The following is a 23041-nucleotide window of genomic DNA, read 5'->3' on the forward strand; positions in this document are numbered from 1 at the left end:
TAATCTATTAGGATTTACCATGCGATAGTTTTTATTGACAACTTGTCAATAATCGCAAGATGAGCAAAAGGTAAGAGCGAGCCCCTACCTTTTATTAGCTGAATATTATGCGTACGTTTTCCAGTGTCGCTTAGCAACCCGCACGCTGGGGAAGGGGGTGCCAACCGGGCGACCGACATTGAAAACGCCCTGGCGTTCTCGTAACTCTTGATAGTGCCGGTAATGGATGTGTCCCAGCCCTAGCCCGAAATCGAGCTTGTCGAGCTCGTCTTTGAGCACGTCAGACGGATAGCAGTCGCCGTACCCACCGGTGGTACTTTTATCCGAGTGGCCTACAAGCGCTTTGGCTTTCGCCAGGTCAAGGTTCTGTCTGCGAAATTGATTGATAAAGGTGTGGCGCAGACCGTGGTACGTCAGGCCGTCATCTCCCAGGCCGCAAAGCCCAAGGTAACCCCGGCTAATCTGGCTTGAGCCGAGAAACCAACGGCTCGCAACATGCCCGGGAGAAAGGTCGCCGTATACCCGAATATTGTCGAAAAGCGGAGCCTTGCCGTCTCGCTCGACAGCTTCCAGGCGTGCTTGATGAAACTCCAGGAAGCCCGACTCGATAAGCTGCCGGTGAATCGGCACCAACCTTTCCGAATCGGACGTCTTCAGCTGTTTCGACCCGCTTCGATTGATGCTGATGAGCCAGACGCCGAGTTCTTGCCGAATGTCTTCGAGCCGTAGCTGGCACAGCTCACTTAGCCTTGCGCCTGTAAAAAGGCCAAGCAGCGGCAGCCAAAACTTGTAGTCATCCAAGCGCCAGCGCGGCGGCGTGGTCAGTGTGTAGGCCGGACCGTGAAGAAGTTTCTCGATCTGGCTTGGGCTATACGTGCGCTTCCTCGGCGCCTCGGCTCCTTTGGTGCTGAATGCCAATCCGGCCGCGATATTTTCGGTGATGTAACCCTGATCATGAGCGTAGGTGACAAGGGCCCTTGCCAGCTCAAAAAACTTTTTCGCAGTGCGAGGGTTGATTGGCTCGAACTTACCGTCGCTAATGATCTTACTTAGCGGCTGGTTACGCGTGGCACGGAGGCGATGCCGGTTCTTCGGATAGCTACGCAGATGATCGCGTAGCGTGTTGAATTCAGCGCGAGTCAGCGTCTCGACTTGCCGGTGCCCGCCAAGCAGCTCGCACAGGCCTTCCAGGCGGGCCTTTGCGGTAATGCGAGTCCGCGGGTTAGCCCAGGCGCCTTCACGAATTTGCCGTTCTTCGTATTCCTTTACCAAAGCTGCGAGGCTCAACCCTGCGTTTGAACCACGCGCCGGCGAGACAATGCGATCGTTGACGGAGGGTTGCGTAAAGAGGGTTTCAAGCTTGGCTTTCTGCGCGTCGGGCAGAACGCTCCCGAGCGCATTCAGCAACGCGAGCGTGCCTGGATCCTGTGGCGGTGCCACAGCATCTGTCGGCGAGTTCAGCTCCGGAATCGTCTGCATAGGCTCGGCGGTTGCAGCAGAACCCAACATCCGCCGAACCAGGTCACCGATTTCCTGCATGGCTTGGGCGTAAGGATCTTGGTGATCGTCTTCCTGAAAGTAACGCAACAGCACCTTATCAACCTTCTGCAGCGTATACGTCAGCATGAGGACCGCAATGATGATGGAGCTAGTGAGCAGCTCAACCCGAAAGCTTTTCTTTTCTCTCAGATGCGCTTTCATGCACAGCGGATCGAGTTCGATAAGCATCACATAAAGCCCCGATCCCTCCTGCACCAAGAGCGCTCGATCAATGATGCGGAGCTTCAGATGCATCGCGTTGGCTTGCTGAAGATGAAAATGCAAAGCTTGCCGAGATTGCGGTAGTGCTGGGGGGATGTGCATGAGATTCCGACCCTGGTCTGGGCGGGCATGGCACAGGTATTCATAAAGCGTCATCGCTGCAAATGCAGGAGATTCTTTCGAATAGCGCCCTGGGGAGGGTGGGACGGTCTCGAGTACATCAAGGGCGGCGTAAATGTACCGGGCAGCGTCGCTCGCCACGTTCTGGTTGTTGGTTCCGAGCGGCCAGTCAAAGCGTACGAACCCGACCCCAAGCGCTTTTACCAGTGCGGGCGTTGGTGTCAGTGCGAAGAAAATTTCGCCCCCTGGCTCGTGGCTATAGAGCACTACACGCTCGGCACTCTCTTTCATCATGCGAGCGTGGGCGACCGAAAGGTCTTGGTTCGCGAGCTTCATGGGCGACGGACGGACTTTCCAAACCCGGTCGGCGAATTTGAGTGCTTCCGCTACCGCTAAGTGAAACCTTTGGAGGTCAACCAGCAGGCGGTCAGAAAAGAGCTCGACATAGTGCTCGGTTGCCTTGGCAAGGAACTGCTCGAAAGAAGCATTCAGGTACTTAGCGAGATCGCGGGCCAGGGCTTCGTCGTGGCTGAGCGACCACCGGATTTGCGCAGGCAGTTTCGGGTTGGCCGCGAAATGCTTAGGGAATGTGAGGTAGTACTGGAAGCCAGTGTTGGCTTGATAGACCAGGTGGGGGACACCCGTTTTGCTTTGGCGCTTGGACATGATGGCATACCTTTTGGATTCACAGACGGACTGTGAGTAATCCAATGCCATCAAATCTGGGCTGAAACCCGCGTTCTAGACGGGTTTCAGTGTTGAATTGGTGGAGCCGGGGGGATTTGAACCCCCGTCCGCCAGCTCTCCGCTATCGGTTCTACATGCTTAGCCAGATCTACTGAGTTAACTCCGCGCCGCCCGATTGGCAGGGTGCTTGGAGCGAGCTGTATGAGTTTTAGCCGTTACGTCTACAGCGAACTTGGCGGCGATCCTGTTCTGTCTGACAGTCATTTCGGGTTTACAGGCATCCCCTAGTGACCGCTGGAGCCGAAGCTACCAGATGAAGGTTAGGCGGCTAGCGCGTACCCTTCGTAGTTGTCGTCGTTGGCAACTATAAGTTTGCAACAGTTTATTTACGAGTTCTGTTACCAACTCGGCATGCCCCTCAAGTTTTGTTACCGGCGTCGAATCCTAATCGGCCCCTGGTGACGCTTGTGGTGCTGGGCGCGAGTGTACGGCGATCTCTCTGCGCTGTCGATCAGTTTGTAGCCATGCTGGTTACAAAATGTACAGCTCGGCTGCGGCAGGATCGTTCGCACGATCCCGCCGGCCTGGCTTAGTTGCCGGCGCCGGAACCGGAGCCGCTGGTGCCGCCGCTACCGGTGCTGCCTGGGCCTTTCAGCTCTTGCAGTGCCTTGGTGGAGTGCGCGATGCAAGCTTCGGTGTCGCCCGATTGCTGGGCTTGGCGGGCCTGTTTAACGTACTCGTCGACCTGGCTCTTGGCCGGCTCACCCAAGGTGGCGGTGTTGGTGGCCATGTTGTCGTCGATTTCCTGCAGGTTGAGCTGGCACAGGTCGTCTTGGGCGAAGACGGCCGGGCTGGCGAGCAGTACCGCGGATGCGAGCAGTGCATGAACTTTCATTGTGGGTCCTCCAGTCTTATGGACTTCCCGGGCCTGCCAGATACCAACTGAAACGGCGGCGCCGAGTCGAATCGAACCCGTCAGGGGCTCTAAAATTCCGACTGCGATTGCGCGTGAGCGTTCATCGAAACGCCACAAACGAAACGGCCGCGCTTCGCTGAGCGGGGCCGTAGTGCCTTTTCTAGAGCGGCTGCGTGGTTGTTTTGCTACGCGTTACGCGGTCCACCAGGTAGACCAGCCCGTGGTAGTCGATCTCGCCATGACGCGACAGGCCGATCTCGCAGGTGCGGCTGGTGGAAATGCCTTCCTCGCAGATCTGCACGGCGTCTTTCAGGCTGCGTAGAGCGTGGCCGTTCAGTTCTGGCGTGGTGAAGCCCTTGTCACCGGCGAAGCCGCAGCAGTGGATGCCTTCGGGCACCACGACTTCCCTGGCGCAGCGACGAGCGATATCGATCAGTGCCTGTGCTTCCCCAAGGTGCTGGGTGCTGCAGGTAACGTGCACGGCGATCGCCTTTTCCTGCGGGACGAAGTCCAACTTGTCGAGCAGGTGTGTGCGGATGAAGCGCACCGGGTCGTACATGTCGAGGCGTTGATCGGTCAGGCCCTGGACCAGGCGCAGCGTGCAGGGACTGGTGTCGCAGTAGATCGGATCAAGCCCGCCGCGGCTGGCCTTGAGCAGCGCGTCGAGCATCTCCTGACGCTTGCGTTCGCCCTGTTCAGCGTAACCCTTGGAAGCGAACGGTTGGCCGCAGCACAGGTCGTTCAGCTGCTCGGGGAAAATCACCTGGTAGCCGGCCTTTTCAAGCAGGCTGCGGGTCTTGTCGAGCAGCGGCTCCTGTTCCTGATCGCGGGCAGCGGGCGCCATGGCGCGGGAGACGCAGGCGGCCAGATAGACCACCCGCGGGCGCTCATCCTGAACGACAGGCTGGGGCAGGTGCAGGCGCTGCAGGGGTTGCGGCATCGCTGGTGTCCATTGCGGGATGCGACCCTTGCTGGCGTTGGTCATGGTTGCGGACAGCTTAGCCAGGCGCTTGGTGCCGAGGATGATGTGCGCGCCGTTGGCGGCATGCAGCATGAAACGGGTGCCCTGCACGGCGGTGCCGAAATGGTCGGCTAGCCAGTTGGCGGCACCGGTTTTGCTCGCTTCACGCCCGCGCAGCTTGCGTACCAGGTCGCCGGTGTTGATGCCGACCGGGCATCGCTGGGCGCAGAGGCCGGTGGCGGCGCAGGTTTCGACGCCGTGGTAATGGTAGAGGCGCTCGATTTCCGTGGTGTCGACGCCGGCGCGCTTACGGGCTTGGATGTCGCGCCAGATGACGATGCGCTGGCGTGGAGTGAGGGTCAGTCCGTTGGACGGGCAGACCGGCTCACAGAAACCGCACTCGATGCACTTGTCGACGATCTCGTCGGCGGCCGGCATCGGCTTGAGGTTCTTCAGGTGGATGTCCGGGTCTTCGGAGAGCACCACGTCCGGATTGAGGATGCCGGTGGGGTCGAGCAGGCGCTTGATCTTCCACATCAGCGCGTAGGCTTCGCTGCCCCATTCCAGCTCGACGAAGGGCGCCATGTTGCGCCCGGTGCCGTGTTCGGCCTTGAGCGCACCGCCGAATTCGACGGCGACCAGCTGCGCCACTTCGCCCATGAAGGCTTCGTAACGGGCGACCTGCGCCGGATCATCGAAGCCCTGGGTGAAGACGAAGTGCAGGTTGCCCTCCAGCGCGTGGCCGAAGAGGATCGCCTCGTCGTAGCGGTGCTTGTCGAGCAATTCAATCAGCCGGTTGACGCCCTCGGCCAGGCGCTCGACGGGGAAGGTGACGTCCTCGATGATCACCGTGGTGCCGGTCTGGCGCACGGCGCCAACTGCCGGGAAGGTGTCCTTGCGGATCTTCCAAAGCTGGTTGTAGACCACCGGGTCTTCGCTGAAGTCGACCTGCTTTTCCACCGGGAAATGCGCGATGGAGGTCATGATCAGGTTGATCTGCTCGTGCAGCAGCGACTGGCTGGCGGCGCGCGATTCGATCAAGAGTGCGCAGGCGGTCGGCGACAGTTCCTTCACCCACTCGGGCATGCCGGCCTTGTGTTCGACCGAGCGCAGACTGCGGCGGTCGAGCAGCTCCACGGCCGACACCGGCTGCTGCTTGAGCACCGGTACGGCCAGGCAGCAGGTTTCCACGTCAGGGAACACCACCAGCGCGCTGGCTTTGTGCGGATGATCCGGCACGGTGTCGTAGGTCACCGCGCTGATGAAGCCCAGCGTGCCTTCGGAACCGACCATCAGGTGGCTGAGGATATCCAGCGGCTCGTCGTAGTCGACCAGCGCATTGAGCGAGAAACCGGTGGTGTTCTTCAGTCGGTACTTGTGGCGGATCTTCGCGGCCAGTTCGGTGTTGGCGCGGGTTTCGCGGCCCAGCTCGGCCAGCTGTTCGAGCAGCGCCGCATGGCTCTGGCGGAAGGCGGCAACGCTGGAGGCATCCTCGCTGTCGACCACGGTGCCATCGGCCAGCACGACGCGCAGGCCGGCGAGGGTTTTGTAGGTGTTCTGCGCCGTGCCGCAGCACATGCCGCTGGAGTTGTTGGCGACGATTCCGCCGATCTTGGCGGCGTTGATCGAGGCCGGATCAGGGCCGATCTTGCGCTGAAATGGCGCGAGCACGGCGTTGGCGTTGGCACCGATTACGCCCGGCTGCAGGCGGATCTGCTCGCCGCCGTTGCGAATCTCGCGGCCGTTCCAGTTGTCGCCGAGGGCGATCAGCACCGAGTCGCTGATCGCCTGGCCGGACAGGCTGGTGCCGGCGGCGCGGAAGGTCACCGGGACGTTTTCCGCATGGGCCAGCTTGAGCAGCGCGATCACCTCGGCTTCGGATTCGACGCGCACCACCAGTTTGGGAATCAGCCGGTAGAAGCTTGCGTCGGTACCGAAGGCGAGGGTGGAGAGCGGGTCGTCGAAGCGCCGCTCGACCGGGATCAGACGTTCGACTTCGCGGAGGAACGCGGCTGGCAAAGGCGCACGTTCAAGCTGGGCGGCCGCGTTCATGCGTCCTCCAGGATCAGCAGGATCAGATCCTTCGGCCCGTGGGCGCCGTAGGCCAGCACCTGCTCGATGTCGGCGGTTTTCGACGGGCCGGAGACCAGCAGCGCATTGGTCGGCATGCCGGCAGCCCACTGAAACTTCTGCTGGATCTCGTAGAAGTTGTCGTGGATTTCGCTGGCCTTGAGGATGGCGAAGTGCACCGGTGGCACCAGGCTCATCAGGCGCGGCTCCTCGCGGGTCGGCCACATGATCAGACTGCCGGTGGAGGCGATGGCGCCGAGTGTGCCGGTGAGGCTCGCCGGGGTGTCGTTGAACAGCTCGTCCTTCCAGTCCTCGACCGGGCGGTCGTAGGCCTTCAGCGTCGGCAGGCCTTCACGGCCGGCGCAATGCTCGGTGAAGCGCTGGCCGTACGGCGTCGTCGGGGCGATCAGCAGGCTCGGCAGCTGGCGGTCGTGCAGCAGCTGTTCGAGCAGGGCGGGCCAATCGGCGTCCGTGGTCAGGTGAATCTCGGTGTGCACCGCTTCCATCAGCTGACGCAGACGGGCGATGCGCTGCTCGGGCGCGTAGCTCCAGGGCTGGGTGACCAGCGATACGTCGTAGTCATCGACGATAGGCGTGGTGCCTTCCAGGCTCTTTTTCAGCTTGGCGAGGATATTGGCCTTGGCGCTCATCGCTTGCCCTCCAGGTGCTCGCGGGCCAGCTCGTGCAGCGAGCGGGCGGCAGGTTTCGGTGCGCTGTGGTTCTGCGTCCAAGGGCCGATGTTCGATGGCGTCAGGCCGCGCAGGCGGGTGGCGAAGAAGCCGAACACGCGGTACAGCGTCGGACTGGTATTGAGCAGGCGCCAGCCGGCCCACATCAGCCGTTCCTGCTTCGAGTATTTGCTGCCCTGGCCGCGCATGACCTTGTGCGGATCGTCCGGCGCCTTGACGTTCTCCTCACGCAGGCGCCGCAGGATGGACGGAATCGGGATCTTCACCGGGCAGACCTCGCCGCAGGCGCCGCACAGCGACGAGGCGCTGGGGTGATCCGGCACCTTGTCCAGGCCGACCATGTGCGGCGTGATGATCTTGCCGATCGGTCCGGGATAGACCTCGCCGTAGGTATGGCCGCCGACGCGGGTGTACACCGGGCAATGGTTCATGCAGGCGCCGCAGCGGATGCAGTTCAGCGTCTGGCGCAGCTCGCTGTCGGCGAAGGCCTGGCTGCGGCCATTGTCCAGCAGGATCAGGTGCACTTCCTGCGGGCCGTCGAGCTCATCGGCCTTGCGCGGGCTGGAGATCATGTTGACGTAGGTGGTGATCGGCTGGCCCAACGCCGAGCGAGTCAGCAGCGAGAGCAGCGGGACCACGTCGCGCAGGTTTTCCACGACCTTCTCGATCCCGGTGACGGCGATATGTACCGGCGGCACACCGGTGGACATGCGCCCGTTGCCCTCGTTTTCCACGAGCAGCAGGGTGCCGGTCTCAGCCACCGCGAAGTTCACCCCGGAGACGCCGATATCGGCCTCGAAGAACTTCTGGCGCAGCGTGCGGCGGCCGATCTGAATAAGTTGGTCGACGTCCTTGGTGTACTCCACGCCGAGTTTCTCGTGGAACAGGGACGCGACCTGGGCGGCGTTCTTGTGGATTGCCGGCATGATGATATGGGAAGGCTTTTCGTGGTCGAGCTGGACGATGTACTCGCCCATGTCCGATTCCAGGCATTCGATGCCATGGCCTTCGAGGAAATGGTTCATCTCCATCTCTTCGCTGACCATCGATTTGCCCTTGATCACCTGCTTCGCCTCGTGGGCGCGGGCGATCTCGAGGACGATGTTGTTCGCCTCTTCAACCGTCTCCGCCCAGTGCACTTTCACACCATTGCGGGTCAGGTTGGTTTCCAGCCGCTCGAGCAGTTCGGGCAGCTTGGACAGTGCGCGGGCGCGGATGCGGTTGCCCATCTCGCGCAGCCGCTCGCGTTCGTCGGCATCGCTGAAGGCCACGGCACGCTTGGTCATCAGCGAGTCCATGGCGGTACGGAAGTTGCGCCGTAGCTGGTCGTCCTTCAGGGATTTGCGCGCGCGGGCGCGGAAATCCGGGTCACCGGCGTTCTCGATCTGTATCGCGGGGATACGCTGTTCGGCGTTCATCGGGCACCTCCGGTGCGTTGCCAGAGGAAGGTCGCCAGATGCTGACCGCGCAGGGCTTCACGCTGCTTCTCCAGCGAACCGTTGATGTTCATCAGACAGCCGCAGTCGGCGCTGATCACCTGATGCGCGCCGGATTCCTTCAGTGCGCGGGTCTTGTCCAGCACCATGGCGCCGGAGATGTCGGGCATGCGCACGCTGAAGGTGCCGCCGAAGCCGCAGCATTCGCTTTCGTGGTCATGCTCGACGCGTTCGACCTGGCCCAGCTGTGCGAGCAGGGCGCGGCCGTGCAGGTGGGTGTTCATCTCGCGGCGGGCCGAGCAGGAGGTATGCAGGGCAACCTTGGTCGGCGTGCCGGCGTCCTTGAATTCGACCTTGCAGACGTTGAGCAGGAACTCGGCCAGCTCGAAGGTGCGCTCGGCCAGCGCTTGTGCCTTCTTCAGCGTGGCCGGCTCGTCCTTGAACAGGTCCAGATAATGGTGGCGCAGCATCCCGGCGCAGGAACCGGACGGGACGACCACGGGCCAGTCGTTGGCGAACAGATCCAGTTGCGCCCGTGCGACGTTGCGTGCCTCGTCGGTGTAGCCGCTGGTGTAGGCCGGCTGGCCGCAGCAGGTCTGACCCTGCGGGAAGTGCACGGTCAATCCTTCGCGCTCGAGCAGGCGGATGGCATCCAGGCCAGCCTCGGGATAGAACAGGTCGACCACGCAGGTACCGAACAGATAAACCTGGCTCGGCTTGGCGGGGTATTCGCGCGGCTTTGGCAGCGGCGGCGCGACGCGGGTAGCGTTCGGCGCAGCATCGTAGAAGAGTTCGCTCATCGGCTTGGTCTCCGGGTTAGCCCGGTTATCCGCAAACAGGCTTTTGAAAAACTATCTGCGTTTGGCAATGCGTCGTTAAAGCAGCCTCAGAATGCTCATTTAGGAACCTGAACTCGTATGCGAGCCCAGTCCTTTCTTCGGCTGCTTTGCCTCGTCTTGCCTGTCTCGCCTACGTTTTTCAATGGGCCTGTCAGGTGCGGTTTCTGGAATGCAACCGTGCCCCCAGATGGGGGCACGGTTCCTGTTTCTTACACTCCGACCAGTGGGTCGGTCACGCCTAGCACGTAGATGGCGATCAGGCCGATCACCCCCGTGAACAGCACGTAGTACAGCGTAGGCCATATGGTCTTGCGCAGCGTGGAGCCTTCGCGACCGAGCAGGCCGACGGTAGCGGATGCCGCCACCACGTTGTGGATCGCAACCATGTTGCCCGCCGCAGCGCCAACAGCCTGGGTGGCAACTACCATCGCGCCGGAAATTCCGAGCGACTGTGCAACGCCAAACTGGAACTGGCTGAACATCATGTTGCTGACGGTGTTGGAGCCAGCGAGGAATGCACCCAGAGCGCCCACCGACGGCGCCAGCAGCGGGTAGATGCTGCCAACGCTATCGGCGACGTAGCGCGCCATGACGATCGGCATGCTGGCCAGTTCGGCACCGTTGACGCCCGAGTTGATCAGGATGCGCACCATCGGCACGGTGAACAGCAGTACGAAGCCAGCGCTGAGCAGCACGCTGCTGGACTCCTTGACGGCGGCCTTGAGTTCCGAGGCGCGCATGCCGTGCAGGAAGAAGGTGATTAGCACCACTGCGACCAGAATCCCGCCTGGCAGATACAGCGGCTCGATCCCGGCGCTGACGCCAGCTTCGCCAAGGATGTTGGCAAAGGCGATGGATACCGATTTAAGCGCGGCAGACACCTGCGGGAACACACGGCTGATTACCAGCAGTGCACCCACCAGCACATAGGGCAGCCAGGCGCGGAAGGCGCTCATCGGGCGGGCGGCCATCTCGTCCAGCTTCATTTCGATGGTGCCCAGCCATTCAGCTGGCCATTCCTTGGCGTCGGCGAAGTCCCAGGTGGTCTTCGGCGTCAGGAACTTGAAGCGAGCGGCAGTGGTAACGATCGCCAGGCCCACCAGGCCGCCGAGCAGCGACGGGAATTCCGGGCCGAGGAAGATGCCGGTGGCAGCGTAGGGCAGGGTGAACGCCAGGCCGGCGAAGATCGCGAACGGCAATACTTCGAAGCCGGCTTTCCAGCTTTTCTCCTTGCCGAAGAAGCGCGTCAGCATCAGCACCATGACCAGCGGCATTACTGTGCCGACGATGGCGTGGGTGATCGCCACACTGCTGGTGATCTGCTGCAGGTAGGCGTTCCAGCTGGACCCCTGCGCAACCAGTTGCGCGCCGATGGTGGCGGTATCCAGGCCGCTGTTGATGCCCACGACGATCGGCGTACCGACCGCGCCAAAAGACACCGGCGTGCTTTGCACCAGCATGCCGAGCAGGACTGCAGCCATTGCCGGGAAGCCGACCGCAACCAGCAGCGGTGCGGCGATGGCGGCCGGAGTGCCAAAGCCGGAAGCGCCTTCGATGAAGCAACCGAACAGCCAGGCGATGATGATGGCCTGGATGCGGCGGTCAGGGCTGATGGTGGTGAAACCGGCACGAATGGCGGTGATGCCGCCGGAATGCTTGAGGGTGTTCAGCAGCAGGATTGCGCCGAAGATGATCCACAGCAGGCCCAGGGTGATCACCAGGCCTTGCAGCGTCGAGGCGATGATGCGGTTGACGCTCATGTCCCAGACGAACAGCCCGATGGCTGCGGTGAACAGGAAGACCAGCGGCATGGCGCGGCTGGCGGGCCAGCGCAGACCGATCAGCATGATTGCTGCGAGCAGAATGGGTGTGAAGGCGAAAAGTGCGAGCAGTCCGTTGGACATGTCAGGCTTCCCCTGCGGTTCGGTTCAGATGGGGCCCTGAGCGGACCGTGGAGTAGTTTTTGTGCGCAGATCTCATGCTGAGTCCTCTTATTTTTAGACCACTCTGTAAAGTGGTAATACCAATTAACAGAAGTGAATGGCCAGCGTAAGAGCTGCGTATAGGGTCGTCAATTAGCTAGCTATAGACTTTGGTCGCAACAGCCGGCCTTGTGCAGATACGCGGTCATGGCTAGCATTTTCGGATTGGTATGACCATTCGGGGTGGCTATGGACGTGGGGATGGTGCGGCAGCGGCGGCTAGCGGACGATATCGTCGCGCAGTTGGAAACCATGATTCTCGAGGGCACGCTCAAGGCGGGTGAGCGTCTGCCTGCGGAGCGCGCCCTGGCTGAAAGCTTTGGTGTTTCGCGGCCTTCGCTGCGCGAAGCGATTCAGAAGCTCGCGGCCAAGGGGCTGCTGGTCAGCCGGCATGGCGGAGGTACGTTCGTCGCCGAGTCGCTAGGCTCGACGTTTAGTGATCCGTTGCTGCACCTGCTGGAAAACAACAGCGATGCGCAGCGCGACTTGTTGGAGTTTCGCCACACGCTCGAGGGCAGCTGCGCCTACTACGCAGCGCTCCGTGCGACCGAGGTGGATCGGAAGCGGCTCACCGAAGCCTTTGCCGCATTGCAGGACTGCTACGCCCGGGAAGGCAAGGTCTCCCGGGCGGAAGAGGGCGCAGCCGATGCCCAGTTCCATCTCGCCATTGCCGAAGCCAGCCACAACGCGGTGCTGCTGCATACCATTCGTGGCCTGTTCGACCTGCTCAAGCGCAACGTGGTGACCAATATCGGCGGCATGTACGCCCTGCGTGACGAAACGCGGGACATGCTGATGAGCCAGCATCGCGAGTTGTACGAGGCGATCATGGCCAGGCGAGCGACCGAGGCGCGGGAGGTCATCCATCGCCATATCAATTACGTGCAGGAAGTGCTGGCTGAAGGTCAGCAGGAAGCCCAGCGGCTGGCGCGCGCGCAGCGTCGGCAGGGTGAAAGGATGCAGAAGGAAGGTTGAGAGCTGAGCCGGCACTGGCTGTCGGCTCGGTATCACTGCTTAGGCTGATCAGGCCAAACGCTGAGCAGGGCTCAGTCGTCCTTGCCCTTGGTACGCATGGCGCGCTGAATCTCGCGATCGGAATCGCGTTCCTTCTCGGTGTGGCGCTTGTCGTACTCCTTCTTGCCTTTGCCGAGGGCAATCTCGCACTTGATCATGTGCTTCTTCCAGTACAGCGACAGCGCTACGCAGGCGTAGCCTTTCTGCTGTACGGCGCCGAACAGCTTGCCCAGCTCGCGCTTGTTCAGCAGCAGCTTGCGGGTGCGGGTCGGATCGGCAATGACGTGTGTGCTGGCGCTGGTCAGCGGCGTGATGTGCGCACCCATCAGCCAGGCTTCGCCATCCTTGAGCAGGACGTAGCTGTCGACCAGCTGAGCCTTGCCGGCGCGCATGCTCTTCACTTCCCAGCCGGCCAGGACGAGGCCCGCCTCGAATTTCTGTTCGATGAAGTAGTCGTGTAGCGCTTTCTTGTTCAGCGCGATGGTCCCGGGGGACTGTTTCTTCTGTTTGGCCATAGGGGCCGCATTATAGGGAGTCCCGCTGCGGCTGGCGACAGCCTGCAAGAGCGCTGGTGGCAGAAACTTGAGGGGCAGCCGTTAATCCCCGACAATGTGCCCCGCTTTGCGCTGAGCCGCTTCCCGGGTGTCGCCCGGAAGCCGCGGTTGCGGGCTGGCTGCGCCAACTTTTGGATGGCGCGCAATGAAACGACGACGTAGAAGGTCCGCATGACGACGCACATTCAACGTTCCGCGCTGCTGCCGTACCCGGCCCAGGCGCTGTTCGACATGGTCAACGACGTAGCCAGCTACCCGCAGTTCCTGCCCTGGTGTTCAGCGACTGAGGTGCTTTCCAGCAGCGAGACCGAAATGCACGCCAGCATGACGGTGGCGAAGGCCGGGTTGAGCCAGCGTTTCATGACGCGCAATGCCCTGGACCTCGGCAAGCGTATCGAGATGACGCTTGAGGAAGGCCCATTCAGCCATCTTCATGGCATCTGGGAATTCAAGGCCCTGGGCGAGAAGGCCTGCAAGATAAGCCTGGATCTGACCTTTGATTACGCCGGGCCGCTGGTCAAGGCGACCCTTGGGCCGTTGTTCAATCAGGCTGCCAACACTTTGGTCGATGCCTTCTGCGAGCGGGCGAAGCAGCTATATGGATAAGCAATCGATTGCGGTCGAAGTGGTCTATGCCCTGGCCGACAAGCAGAAGCTGCTGCAGATGACCGTGCCCGCGGGCACCACCGTGCGCGAGGCGGCCTTGCGTTCGGGAATGGATGCGCACTTCCCGGGGCTCGATCTGGCCGCAGCTCCGTTGGGTATCTTCGGCAAGGCCGTGCCCAGGCCCGATGAGCGCGTGCTCGAGGAGGGTGAGCGAGTGGAGATCTACCGGCCGCTGATTGCCGACCCGAAAGAGGTGCGCAAACAGCGCGCCGCACGGGCAGCAAAGAACAAGGCCGAAGACGCTTGAATATGCTGAAACAAAAACGCCCGGGCTAGCCGGGCGTTTCTTTATTCGGTTTCCAGCGGTTCGGGAATCGGCACCGGAACCGGCTCCGCTTCATCCACTTCACGCTGAATCTGCTCCAGCAGCGAGCCAGGCGCAGGGCGCTCTTCAGGCTGGCTTGGTTGGGCGGCAGGAGCCGCGTCAGGCGCCTGGGCGTCGCGGCCAAGGATCTGTTCATCGCGGCTTACGCCGGGCATGAAGTCGCCGGCCAGGCCTGCCAGCTGGTCGTTGGCGTTGAACACCAGGCTGACGCGCTCCTGCTGGCGCGGACTGCCGCCGGGCTGGATGCTGTACAGGTAGTCCCAGCGGTTGGCATGGAAGGTATCGGTGATCAGCGGGTTGCCCATGATAAACCGCACCTGCTGGCGGGTCATTCCGGGGCGCAACTGGTCTATCATGTCCTGCGTGACGACATTGCCCTGTTGAATGTCGACCTTGTAAACCCCGGGGAATGAACAACCGGCGAGTGCGACCAGACCTGCGAAGGAGAGGCTGGCCAGCATGAGCTTGGTGTTTTGCATCGGTGGGTGACTTCCACTATCTTGGCTGGGCAAAGAACCCGGATCATACCCGTATTGAAGGAGGCTGCGAAACAGCAGCAGCGAGAAAGCCAACCATGGTTGAAAATAGCGAACTACGTAAAGCTGGTCTCAAGGTAACTCTGCCGCGGGTCAAGATCCTGCAGATGCTGGACACTACCGATCGCCGTCACATGAGCGCCGAAGACGTCTACAAGGCGTTGATGGAAGCGGGTGAGGATGTCGGTCTGGCGACGGTCTATCGCGTGCTGACCCAGTTCGAGGCGGCCGGTCTGGTAGTTCGGCACAACTTCGATGGTGGTCATGCGGTCTTCGAGCTGGCCGACGGCGGGCATCACGACCACATGGTCTGCGTCGATAGCGGCGACGTCATCGAGTTTTTCGATCCCGAGATCGAGAAGTTGCAGAAAGAAATCGTCAAGCGTCACGGCTACGAGCTGGTGGATCACAATCTGGTGCTCTACGTGCGCAAGAAAGACTGATCCAGACATATGAGAAAGGCGGCCAAGGCCGCCTTTTTTGTGCCTGGCTGCCGGGCTCAGGCTTGTGCGGAGGTGACCATCTGTCGGGCATGTGCCAGAGACTGCTCGGTCAGGTCGACGCCGCCGAGCATTCGCGCGATTTCCTCGACGCGGCCGTTCTGATCCAGCTCTGCGACGGCAGTGCGGGTTTCATCCGCCCCGCGAGCCTTGTGCACGAACAGGTGGTGATGTCCTTGGGCGGCGACCTGGGGCAGGTGGGTGACGGTCAGCACCTGGCCGCGCTCGCCGAGGCGGCGCAGCAGCTGGCCAACGATCTCCGCGGTGGGGCCGCCGATACCCACGTCGACTTCATCGAACACCAGCGTCGGTACGCGGGATGTCTGCGCGGTGATCACCTGAATCGCCAAGCTGATGCGTGATAGTTCACCCCCGGATGCGACCTTGGCCAGTGCGCGCAGGGGCTGGCCCGGGTTGGCGCTGACCAGGAACTCGACCTGCTCCAGGCCGTAGGGCATCAGTTCGCCTTCGGCTGCAGGCTTGAGTTGCACGCTGAATCTGCCGCCTGGCATACCCAGTCTTTGAATCTCTACCTCGACAGCGCTGGCCAGCTGTTCGGCCGCGGCCTGGCGCATGCGGCTGAGTTCTCCGGCTTTTTCTTCGTAGTGCCGAGCGTAGGCCGCCAGTTCTTCACCGAGGCGCTCGACTGCTTCGTCGTCGGCGTTCAGCCCTTCTAGCTCCTCCAGCAGCTGCTGGTGCAGGTTGGGCAGTTCGGTCGGTTGCACGCGGTGCTTGCGAGCGAGGGTGTAGATGGTATCCAGCCGCTCTTCCAGCATCTGCTGGCGCTCCGGATCGGCGTCGAAGTGATCGACGAAGCGGTTCAGCTCGCCGATCGCCTCTTCGACCTGAATCTGCGCGCTCGCCAGCAGATTGACTGCTTCGCTCAGGGCTTGAGGTTGGTTCTGGAAGGCGCTCAGACGCTGCAGGCTGCTGGTCAGTGCCGACAGCACGTTGCCGGCATCGCTCTCGCTGCACAGCTCCATGACTTGGCGGCAGGCGCCGAGCAACTGCTCAGCATTGGCCAGGTTCTTGTGTTCGCGCTCGAGTTGCTCCAGTTCGTTCTCGCCCAGCGCCAGGTTCTCCAGCTCTTCCAGCTGGTAGCTGAGCAATTGGTGGCGTGCGCGCTGTTCGTCGCCACTGTTGCTCAGGCGTTCCAGGGTCTGTCGCGTCTGCCGCCAGCGCTGGGCGGCCAGCTGGACCTGTCGCGCCAGCTCCTGGTTGCCGCTGTACTCATCGAGCAGGCGCCGATGGGTGTCGATCTTCAGCAGGGATTGATGCTCATGCTGGCTGTGGATATCGATAAGCAGCTCGCCCAGCGACTTGAGGTCGCTCTGCGGACAAGGGGTGCCGTTGATGTAGCCGCGGGAACGACCTTCGGCGGTGATGACGCGGCGCAGGATGCAGGGCCCGTCATGGTCCATGTCGCGCTCCGCGAGCCAGGCGCGGGCGTCGGGAATATCGTCCAGGTCGAAGCTGGCAAGAATGTCGGCCTTGTCGGCGCCGATGCGCACCACGCTGCTGTCGGCCCGGTCGCCCAACGTCAGGCCGAGGGCATCGAGCATGATCGACTTGCCTGCGCCGGTTTCTCCGCTGATGACGCTCATGCCGCGTTTCAGCTCGAGGTCGAGGTGCTCGACGATGGCGTAGTTGTGGACCGATAGATGAACCAGCATGGCAAGGGCTCCCGATTTGCGTGGCTGGGTATTTATACAGTGGTTTTCCTGGGCGCTACAAGCGTTGAAGGATGAATGTGCGGTTGCTCGTCATTTCGCTGGGCGCTCTTCGCTATCTGCCCTTGAAGCCTGTTTTCGCGCCCCCATATAGCGGCACAAGCGCGGGTTTGCTGCCCGCTGATCGTATAGAGAGGAGGACCTATGGCCGACGAGCAGAACCTGGATAACCAGAACCCGGAAGCGCCCGAGCATTCGGAAGCGGACGTAGCCGAGGATCTGGCCGCCCGCGTGCAGTCGCTGGAAGAGCAGCTGGCCGCTGCGCAGGACCAGTCACTGCGCGTTGCGGCTGAGCTGCAGAACATCCGCCGGCGCGCCGAGCAAGATGTGGAAAAGGCGCACAAGTTCGCCCTGGAAAAGTTTGCCGGTGATCTGCTTGCCGTTGCCGACAGTCTCGAGCGTGGCCTTGAGCTGTCCAGTGCTGATGACGAGGCGGTCAAGCCCATGCGTGAGGGCGTCGAGCTGACCCTCAAGCTGCTTCAGGACACGCTGGCGCGTCACCAGCTCGAGCAGCTCGATCCGCATGGCGAGCCGTTCAATCCTGAGCATCACCAGGCCATGGCCATGGAAGAAAGCACCCATGTCGAGCCGGGCAGCGTGCTCAAGGTGTTCCAGAAAGGTTACCTACTCAACGGTCGCCTGCTGCGTCCGGCGATGGTCGTCGTCAGCAAGGCGCCCGCCGATGTGCCGCCTTCGATTGATGAGAAGGCTTGAAATCCGGTTGCCGACCCCCATCTGGTAGCCAAGCGTTTTTGTGTTACCCGCAGCCGGTAAAACAGGCGCGGACCAATCGAAATTTGGAGAGCGAATTAAATGGGCAAGATCATCGGTATCGACTTGGGAACCACCAACTCCTGCGTCTCGATTCTGGAAAACGGCAAGGCCAAGGTTATTGAAAACGCCGAAGGCGGCCGTACCACTCCGTCGATTATCGCGTACGCGAACGACGGCGAAATCCTGGTTGGCCAGTCGGCCAAGCGCCAGGCAGTGACCAACCCGCACAACACCCTGTATGCGGTGAAGCGTCTGATCGGTCGTCGCTTTGACGAAGACGTCGTGCAGAAAGACATTCAGATGGTCCCTTACAAGATCGTCAAGGCCGACAACAGCGACGCCTGGGTCGAGGTGAATGGCCAGAAGATGGCGCCGCCGCAGATCTCCGCGGAAATTCTGAAGAAGATGAAGAAGACCGCCGAGGACTACCTCGGTGAGGCGGTGACCGAGGCGGTGATCACCGTTCCGGCCTACTTCAACGACAGCCAGCGCCAGGCTACCAAGGATGCCGGTCGTATCGCCGGTCTGGACGTCAAGCGCATCATCAACGAGCCGACCGCGGCTGCGCTGGCATACGGCATGGACAAGGCCAAGGGCGACCACACCGTGATCGTCTATGACCTGGGTGGCGGTACCTTCGACGTGTCGGTGATCGAGATCGCCGAAGTCGATGGTGAGCATCAATTCGAAGTGCTGGCTACCAACGGCGACACCTTCCTCGGTGGTGAGGACTTCGACATTCGCCTGATCGACTACCTCGTCGACGAGTTCAAGAAAGAAACCGGCATGAACCTCAAGGGTGATCCGCTGGCAATGCAGCGCCTGAAGGAAGCAGCAGAGAAGGCCAAGATCGAGCTGTCCTCCAGTCAGCAGACCGACGTCAACCTGCCATACATCACCGCAGACTCGACCGGTCCTAAGCACCTGAACGTGAAGATCTCCCGGGCCAAGCTGGAAGCGCTGGTCGAGGATCTGGTGCAGCGCACCATCGAGCCTTGCCGCATTGCGCTGAAGGATGCCGGCGTTGACGTTTCGAAGATCGACGACGTGATCCTGGTCGGTGGTCAGACCCGTATGCCGCTGGTGCAGCAGAAAGTCGCCGAGTTCTTCGGCAAGGAAGCACGCAAGGACGTCAACCCGGATGAAGCCGTGGCCATGGGTGCTGCCATTCAGGGCGCGGTCCTGGCCGGTGACGTCAAGGACGTGCTGCTGCTCGACGTATCGCCGCTGACCCTGGGCATCGAAACCCTGGGTGGCGTGATGACGCCGCTGATCGAGAAGAACACCACCATCCCGACCAAGAAGTCGCAGGTGTTCTCCACTGCGGACGATAACCAGAGCGCCGTGACCATTCATGTGCTGCAGGGCGAGCGCAAGCAGGCTACGCAGAACAAGTCGCTGGGTCGCTTCGATCTGGCCGAGATCCCGCCGGCACCGCGTGGCATGCCGCAGATCGAGGTCACCTTCGACATCGACGCCAACGGCATCCTGCACGTGTCTGCCAAGGACAAGGCCACTGGCAAGCAGCAATCCATCGTGATCAAGGCCAACTCGGGTCTGTCCGAGGAGGAAATCGAGCAGATGGTCCGCGATGCCGAGGCGAATGCCGAGGAAGACCGCAAGTTCGAGGAGCTGGCCACCGCACGTAACCAGGGCGACCAGCTGGTGCATGCCACTCGCAAGATGCTCACCGAAGCCGGCGACAAGGCCAGCGACGATGACAAGGCGGCCATCGAGAAGGCGCTTGGCGAGCTGGAAGTGGCCATCAAGGGCGACGACAAGGCCGAAATCGAAGCGAAGATCGCGGCGGTTTCCCAGGCTTCAACCCCGGTCGCGCAGAAGATGTACGCCGAGCAGGCCCAGGCTGGTGAAGGTCAGTCGCCAGATGAGCAGGGCAAGCCGGGCGACGACGTGGTCGACGCCGAGTTCGAAGAGGTCAAGGACAACAAGTAAGCCCTGGCTTGCTTCCGCTCCAGCCCGCGCCGACATCGTTCGGGCGGGCCCGACCGCTGCGCGGGGGCTTGCTCCCGCGTCGGCGTGTCTGGAAGGCATGAATTTGAGGGTTCAGGATAGTTATGGCCAAACGCGATTTTTATGAGGTGCTGGGCGTCGAGCGCGGCGTCAGCGAGGCGGAGCTGAAAAAAGCTTACCGGCGCCTTGCGATGAAGCATCACCCGGACCGCAATCCGGGGGACAAGGCGGCTGAAGACGCCTTCAAGGAGGCCAATGAGGCCTACGAAGTACTTTCCGATCCGAGCAAACGTGCTGCCTACGATCAGTACGGCCACGCCGGTGTCGATCCGCAGATGGGTGCTGGGGCAGCCGGTGCCGGTTACGGTGGTGCGAACTTCTCCGATATCTTCGGCGACGTGTTCAGCGATTTCTTCAGTGGCGGCCGCGGCGGCGGCCGTGGCGGCGCACAGCGTGGCAGCGATCTGCGCTACACGCTCGAACTCGACTTGGAAGAGGCGGTGCGCGGCACCACCGTGACCATTCGCGTGCCGACGCTGGTCGAGTGCAAGACCTGCGATGGCTCCGGTGCGAAGAAGGGCACCAGCCCGGTGACCTGTACCACCTGTGGCGGTATCGGTCAGGTGCGCATGCAGCAGGGTTTCTTCTCGGTACAGCAGACCTGCCCGCGCTGCCACGGCAGCGGCAAGATGATTTCCGATCCGTGCGGCAGCTGCCATGGGCAGGGGCGCGTGGAGGAGCAGAAGACACTCTCGGTCAAGGTGCCGCCGGGTGTCGATACCGGTGATCGCATTCGTCTGTCTGGCGAAGGCGAGGCGGGCACTCAGGGTGGCCCGGCCGGCGATCTGTATGTGGTGGTCAATGTGCGCGAGCACGCGATCTTCCAGCGCGATGGCAAACATTTGTATTGCGAAGTACCGATCAGCTTTGCCGATGCCGCGTTGGGTGGCGAGCTGGAAGTGCCGACCCTGGATGGCCGCGTCAAGCTGAAGATTCCTGAGGGTACCCAGACCGGCAAGCAGTTCCGCTTGCGTGGCAAGGGGGTCGCGCCGGTGCGCGGTGGTGCGGCGGGCGATCTGCTGTGTCGGGTCGCGGTGGAGACGCCGGTCAACCTGAGCAAGCGTCAGCGTGAGATGCTCGAGGAGTTTCGCGGCACGCTGCAGGGTGACACCTCGCATTCCCCCAAGGCCAGTGGCTGGTTCGAAGGTGTGAAGCGCTTTTTCGGTGATGTATGACAAGGGGCTATGGGTGGAGGATGACAGGCTTCGTGCCTGCGTCCTTCGCTTGAAGCCTGCAGCCTGGAGCTGAATTGATGCGACGTATTGCAGTGACCGGCGCCGCCGGGCGTATGGGCAAGACCTTGATCGAGGCGGTGCAGCAGACCAGTGGTGCCGCCGGCCTGACGGCGGCCATCGATCGTCCGGACAGCACTCTGGTGGGTGCCGATGCCGGCGAGCTGGCAGCCATCGGTCGTCTGGGGGTGCCGCTGACCGGTGAGCTCGTCAGGGCCATTGATGAGTTCGACGTGCTGATCGATTTCACCCATCCGTCGGTGACCCTGAAGAATCTGGAAGTCTGCCGGCGCGCCGGCAAGGCGATGGTGATCGGTACCACCGGATTCTCGCCTGACGAGAAGGAGCGTCTCGTTGCGGCGGCCAGGGACATCCCGATCGTCTTTGCCGCCAACTTCAGTGTTGGCGTCAATCTGTGCCTCAAGCTGCTGGATACGGCAGCGCGGGTATTAGGTGACGACGTGGATATCGAGATCATCGAAGCGCATCACCGGCACAAGGTGGATGCGCCTTCTGGTACCGCGCTGCGCATGGGTGAAGTTGTCGCCGAGGCGCTCGGGCGTGACCTTCAGAAGGTTGCGGTATATGGGCGTGAGGGGCAAACCGGTGCGCGTCAGCGCGACACCATCGGCTTCGCTACCGTCCGTGCCGGCGACGTGGTCGGTGATCACACAGTGTTGTTCGCCGCCGATGGTGAGCGCGTGGAAATCACCCACAAGGCCTCCAGCCGCATGACCTTCGCCAAGGGCGCCGTGCGTGCCGCGCTATGGTTGGACGAGAAGCCGGCAGGTCTTTACGACATGCAGGATGTGCTCGGTCTGAAATGATTCGGTGCGTCGGCTGGCAGCGTCGCGCCCCGTTCGAGTGCGTTTGCCGGCTATTTTGGCTGGACCCGAAAGGCGGTTTTATGTAAGCTTCCCGCTTTAGTGTGTCCACTAAAAGTTGCGCAGAAATGAATCAAACAAAAAGCGGGATGACCTTCACACGTCATCCCGCTTTTTTACAATCTGCGTCTGCTCCAGCCTTGATCTACGGGAGGTCTCTTGACTAAGCCAGCCCTTACGCCAGCCATTCTGGCTCTTGCCGATGGCAGCATCTTTCGCGGCGAATCCATCGGCGCCGATGGGCAAACCATTGGTGAGGTGGTGTTCAACACCGCCATGACCGGCTATCAGGAAATCCTCACCGATCCTTCCTACGCCAAGCAGATCGTAACCCTGACCTATCCTCATGTCGGCAACACGGGTACCACGCCGGAGGATGCCGAGTCCTGGAAAGTCTGGGCTGCGGGTCTGGTTATTCGCGACCTGCCGCTGATTTCCAGCAACTGGCGCGACAAGCAACCCCTGCCTGACTACCTCAAGGCCAATGGCACCGTTGCCATCGCCGGCATCGATACTCGTCGCCTGACCCGTATCCTGCGTGAGAAGGGTGCGCAGAACGGCTGCATCCTGGCTGGTAGCGACGCGACAGAAGAGAAAGCGCTGGAGCTGGCGCGCAGCTTCCCCGGCCTCAAGGGCATGGATCTGGCGAAGGAAGTCAGCGTCAAGGAGCGTTACGAGTGGCGCTCCAGTGTCTGGTGCCTGAAGGATGACGGCCATGCCGAGATTCCCGCCAGCGAGCTGTCCTACCATGTCGTCGCCTTTGATTACGGCGTGAAGTACAACATCCTGCGCATGCTGGTCGCCCGCGGTTGCCGCGTCACCGTGCTTCCGGCACAGACGCCTGCCAGCGAAGCCCTGGCGCTGAACCCGGACGGTATCTTCCTGGCCAACGGCCCGGGTGACCCCGAGCCTTGCGACTACGCGATCAAGGCGATCCAGCAAGTGCTCGAAACCGACATCCCGGTGTTCGGCATCTGCCTTGGTCACCAGTTGCTGGCGCTCGCCTCCGGCGCCACGACCGTGAAGATGCCCAACGGCCACCACGGTGCGAACCACCCGGTTCAGGATCTGAAGACCGGTGTGGTGATGATCACCAGTCAGAACCATGGCTTTGCCGTGGACGAAGCTAGTCTGCCGGCCAATGTGCGTGCGACACACAAGTCGCTGTTCGATGGCACCCTGCAGGGCATCGAGCGCACCGACAAGGTTGCCTTCAGCTTCCAGGGTCACCCCGAAGCGAGCCCGGGGCCGCATGACGTCGCGCCGCTGTTCGACCGTTTCATCGAAGCCATGGCCAAGCGCCGCTAAGCCTGCCGACTGTCCAAAGGATTCGA

At 61.8% G+C, this 23041-nt stretch carries 19 protein-coding genes and 1 other RNA gene; 9 read left to right on the plus strand and 11 right to left on the minus strand.

Going from position 1 to position 23041, the window contains the following annotated elements:
* Window positions 1-105: 105 nt before the first annotated feature.
* From BM275_RS19555 to BM275_RS19590, 8 genes are all read right to left on the minus strand, one after another.
* Complete coding sequence (locus BM275_RS19555; protein ID WP_014597600.1) at window positions 106-2547, minus strand: site-specific integrase; 2442 nt, start codon at window positions 2545-2547, stop codon at window positions 106-108.
* A gap of 98 nt (window positions 2548-2645) precedes the next feature.
* Window positions 2646-3024, minus strand: a transfer-messenger RNA (tmRNA) gene (ssrA, locus tag BM275_RS19560).
* A gap of 133 nt (window positions 3025-3157) precedes the next feature.
* Window positions 3158-3463 (minus strand): hypothetical protein, encoded by a 306-nt coding sequence (locus tag BM275_RS19565; protein ID WP_014819211.1) that lies wholly within the window; start codon window positions 3461-3463, stop codon window positions 3158-3160.
* A gap of 181 nt (window positions 3464-3644) precedes the next feature.
* Window positions 3645-6497: an FAD-binding and (Fe-S)-binding domain-containing protein gene (locus tag BM275_RS19570; RefSeq protein ID WP_090523089.1), complete on the minus strand. Its 2853-nt coding sequence runs from the start codon at window positions 6495-6497 to the stop codon at window positions 3645-3647.
* Complete coding sequence (locus BM275_RS19575; protein ID WP_042924391.1) at window positions 6494-7165, minus strand: LutC/YkgG family protein; 672 nt, start codon at window positions 7163-7165, stop codon at window positions 6494-6496. Before BM275_RS19575 ends, BM275_RS19570 begins: the two co-directional genes overlap by 4 nt.
* Window positions 7162-8622: a LutB/LldF family L-lactate oxidation iron-sulfur protein gene (locus BM275_RS19580; protein WP_090523091.1), complete on the minus strand. Its 1461-nt coding sequence runs from the start codon at window positions 8620-8622 to the stop codon at window positions 7162-7164. The genes BM275_RS19575 and BM275_RS19580 overlap by 4 nt, the downstream gene beginning before the upstream one ends.
* A complete protein-coding gene (locus BM275_RS19585; protein ID WP_014819215.1) occupies window positions 8619-9440 on the minus strand; it encodes a (Fe-S)-binding protein in 822 nt (273 codons plus the stop codon). Before BM275_RS19585 ends, BM275_RS19580 begins: the two co-directional genes overlap by 4 nt.
* A gap of 248 nt (window positions 9441-9688) precedes the next feature.
* Window positions 9689-11383, minus strand: coding sequence for an L-lactate permease (locus BM275_RS19590; RefSeq protein ID WP_045667110.1), 1695 nt, complete (start codon window positions 11381-11383; stop codon window positions 9689-9691).
* Window positions 11384-11650: 267 nt separating this feature from the next.
* Here BM275_RS19590 and BM275_RS19595 point away from each other — a divergent pair, with 267 nt between their 5' ends.
* Entirely contained in the window at window positions 11651-12436 is a 786-nt protein-coding gene (locus tag BM275_RS19595; protein WP_041016108.1) for a GntR family transcriptional regulator, read from the plus strand.
* Between the two features lie 71 nt (window positions 12437-12507).
* Here the strand turns inward: BM275_RS19595 and smpB are convergent, their stop codons facing one another.
* Window positions 12508-12990, minus strand: coding sequence for an SsrA-binding protein SmpB (smpB, locus tag BM275_RS19600; RefSeq protein WP_003299438.1), 483 nt, complete (start codon window positions 12988-12990; stop codon window positions 12508-12510).
* A 210-nt stretch (window positions 12991-13200) separates the two neighbouring features.
* Here smpB and BM275_RS19605 point away from each other — a divergent pair, with 210 nt between their 5' ends.
* Together BM275_RS19605 and BM275_RS19610 are read left to right on the plus strand one after the other, a co-directional pair.
* Window positions 13201-13635 carry a type II toxin-antitoxin system RatA family toxin gene (locus tag BM275_RS19605; RefSeq protein ID WP_023446175.1) on the plus strand — a complete coding sequence of 145 codons (435 nt, stop codon included), beginning with the start codon at window positions 13201-13203 and terminating at the stop codon, window positions 13633-13635.
* Window positions 13628-13942, plus strand: a complete 315-nt coding sequence (locus BM275_RS19610) for an RnfH family protein (protein WP_090523093.1) — start codon at window positions 13628-13630, stop codon at window positions 13940-13942. The genes BM275_RS19605 and BM275_RS19610 overlap by 8 nt, the downstream gene beginning before the upstream one ends.
* Before the next feature lie 41 nt (window positions 13943-13983).
* Here BM275_RS19610 and BM275_RS19615 read toward each other — a convergent pair whose 3' ends face one another.
* The gene (locus BM275_RS19615; RefSeq protein WP_014819220.1) at window positions 13984-14499 is read right to left on the minus strand and encodes an outer membrane protein assembly factor BamE; all 516 of its coding nucleotides are present in this window, start codon (window positions 14497-14499) and stop codon (window positions 13984-13986) included.
* 95 nt (window positions 14500-14594) lie between these two features.
* On the opposite strand from BM275_RS19615, the gene fur reads away from it, so the two are divergent.
* Window positions 14595-14999: a ferric iron uptake transcriptional regulator gene (gene fur / locus BM275_RS19620; protein ID WP_003280866.1), complete on the plus strand. Its 405-nt coding sequence runs from the start codon at window positions 14595-14597 to the stop codon at window positions 14997-14999.
* A gap of 56 nt (window positions 15000-15055) precedes the next feature.
* Here fur and recN read toward each other — a convergent pair whose 3' ends face one another.
* A complete protein-coding gene (gene recN, locus BM275_RS19625; RefSeq protein ID WP_090523095.1) occupies window positions 15056-16729 on the minus strand; it encodes a DNA repair protein RecN in 1674 nt (557 codons plus the stop codon).
* A 201-nt stretch (window positions 16730-16930) separates the two neighbouring features.
* Here recN and grpE point away from each other — a divergent pair, with 201 nt between their 5' ends.
* The 5 genes from grpE to carA all read left to right on the plus strand — a co-directional run bounded on the left by grpE (window position 16931) and on the right by carA (window position 23015).
* Entirely contained in the window at window positions 16931-17500 is a 570-nt protein-coding gene (gene grpE / locus BM275_RS19630; protein ID WP_041016112.1) for a nucleotide exchange factor GrpE, read from the plus strand.
* Window positions 17501-17599: 99 nt separating this feature from the next.
* Window positions 17600-19513, plus strand: a complete 1914-nt coding sequence (dnaK, locus tag BM275_RS19635; RefSeq protein WP_090523097.1) for a molecular chaperone DnaK — start codon at window positions 17600-17602, stop codon at window positions 19511-19513.
* A 122-nt stretch (window positions 19514-19635) separates the two neighbouring features.
* The gene (dnaJ, locus tag BM275_RS19640; RefSeq protein ID WP_003280872.1) at window positions 19636-20766 is read left to right on the plus strand and encodes a molecular chaperone DnaJ; all 1131 of its coding nucleotides are present in this window, start codon (window positions 19636-19638) and stop codon (window positions 20764-20766) included.
* Between the two features lie 77 nt (window positions 20767-20843).
* A complete protein-coding gene (gene dapB / locus BM275_RS19645) occupies window positions 20844-21650 on the plus strand; it encodes a 4-hydroxy-tetrahydrodipicolinate reductase (RefSeq protein WP_014819225.1) in 807 nt (268 codons plus the stop codon).
* Between the two features lie 216 nt (window positions 21651-21866).
* Window positions 21867-23015, plus strand: a complete 1149-nt coding sequence (gene carA / locus BM275_RS19650; protein WP_090523100.1) for a glutamine-hydrolyzing carbamoyl-phosphate synthase small subunit — start codon at window positions 21867-21869, stop codon at window positions 23013-23015.
* Window positions 23016-23041: the final 26 nt, after the last annotated feature.

This window comes from Stutzerimonas kunmingensis, from assembly GCF_900114065.1.
Classification (GTDB): Bacteria; Pseudomonadota; Gammaproteobacteria; order Pseudomonadales; family Pseudomonadaceae; genus Stutzerimonas; species Stutzerimonas kunmingensis.

Coding starts and splice junctions, on each gene's coding strand:
- BM275_RS19555 (WP_014597600.1), bottom strand. CDS start 2,547: ATGTCCAAGCGCCAAAGCAAAACGGGTGTCCCCCACCTGGTCTATCAA.
- BM275_RS19565 (WP_014819211.1), bottom strand. CDS start 3,463: ATGAAAGTTCATGCACTGCTCGCATCCGCGGTACTGCTCGCCAGCCCG.
- BM275_RS19570 (WP_090523089.1), bottom strand. CDS start 6,497: ATGAACGCGGCCGCCCAGCTTGAACGTGCGCCTTTGCCAGCCGCGTTC.
- BM275_RS19575 (WP_042924391.1), bottom strand. CDS start 7,165: ATGAGCGCCAAGGCCAATATCCTCGCCAAGCTGAAAAAGAGCCTGGAA.
- BM275_RS19580 (WP_090523091.1), bottom strand. CDS start 8,622: ATGAACGCCGAACAGCGTATCCCCGCGATACAGATCGAGAACGCCGGT.
- BM275_RS19585 (WP_014819215.1), bottom strand. CDS start 9,440: ATGAGCGAACTCTTCTACGATGCTGCGCCGAACGCTACCCGCGTCGCG.
- BM275_RS19590 (WP_045667110.1), bottom strand. CDS start 11,383: ATGTCCAACGGACTGCTCGCACTTTTCGCCTTCACACCCATTCTGCTC.
- BM275_RS19595 (WP_041016108.1), top strand. CDS start 11,651: ATGGACGTGGGGATGGTGCGGCAGCGGCGGCTAGCGGACGATATCGTC.
- smpB (WP_003299438.1), bottom strand. CDS start 12,990: ATGGCCAAACAGAAGAAACAGTCCCCCGGGACCATCGCGCTGAACAAG.
- BM275_RS19605 (WP_023446175.1), top strand. CDS start 13,201: ATGACGACGCACATTCAACGTTCCGCGCTGCTGCCGTACCCGGCCCAG.
- BM275_RS19610 (WP_090523093.1), top strand. CDS start 13,628: ATGGATAAGCAATCGATTGCGGTCGAAGTGGTCTATGCCCTGGCCGAC.
- BM275_RS19615 (WP_014819220.1), bottom strand. CDS start 14,499: ATGCAAAACACCAAGCTCATGCTGGCCAGCCTCTCCTTCGCAGGTCTG.
- fur (WP_003280866.1), top strand. CDS start 14,595: ATGGTTGAAAATAGCGAACTACGTAAAGCTGGTCTCAAGGTAACTCTG.
- recN (WP_090523095.1), bottom strand. CDS start 16,729: ATGCTGGTTCATCTATCGGTCCACAACTACGCCATCGTCGAGCACCTC.
- grpE (WP_041016112.1), top strand. CDS start 16,931: ATGGCCGACGAGCAGAACCTGGATAACCAGAACCCGGAAGCGCCCGAG.
- dnaK (WP_090523097.1), top strand. CDS start 17,600: ATGGGCAAGATCATCGGTATCGACTTGGGAACCACCAACTCCTGCGTC.
- dnaJ (WP_003280872.1), top strand. CDS start 19,636: ATGGCCAAACGCGATTTTTATGAGGTGCTGGGCGTCGAGCGCGGCGTC.
- dapB (WP_014819225.1), top strand. CDS start 20,844: ATGCGACGTATTGCAGTGACCGGCGCCGCCGGGCGTATGGGCAAGACC.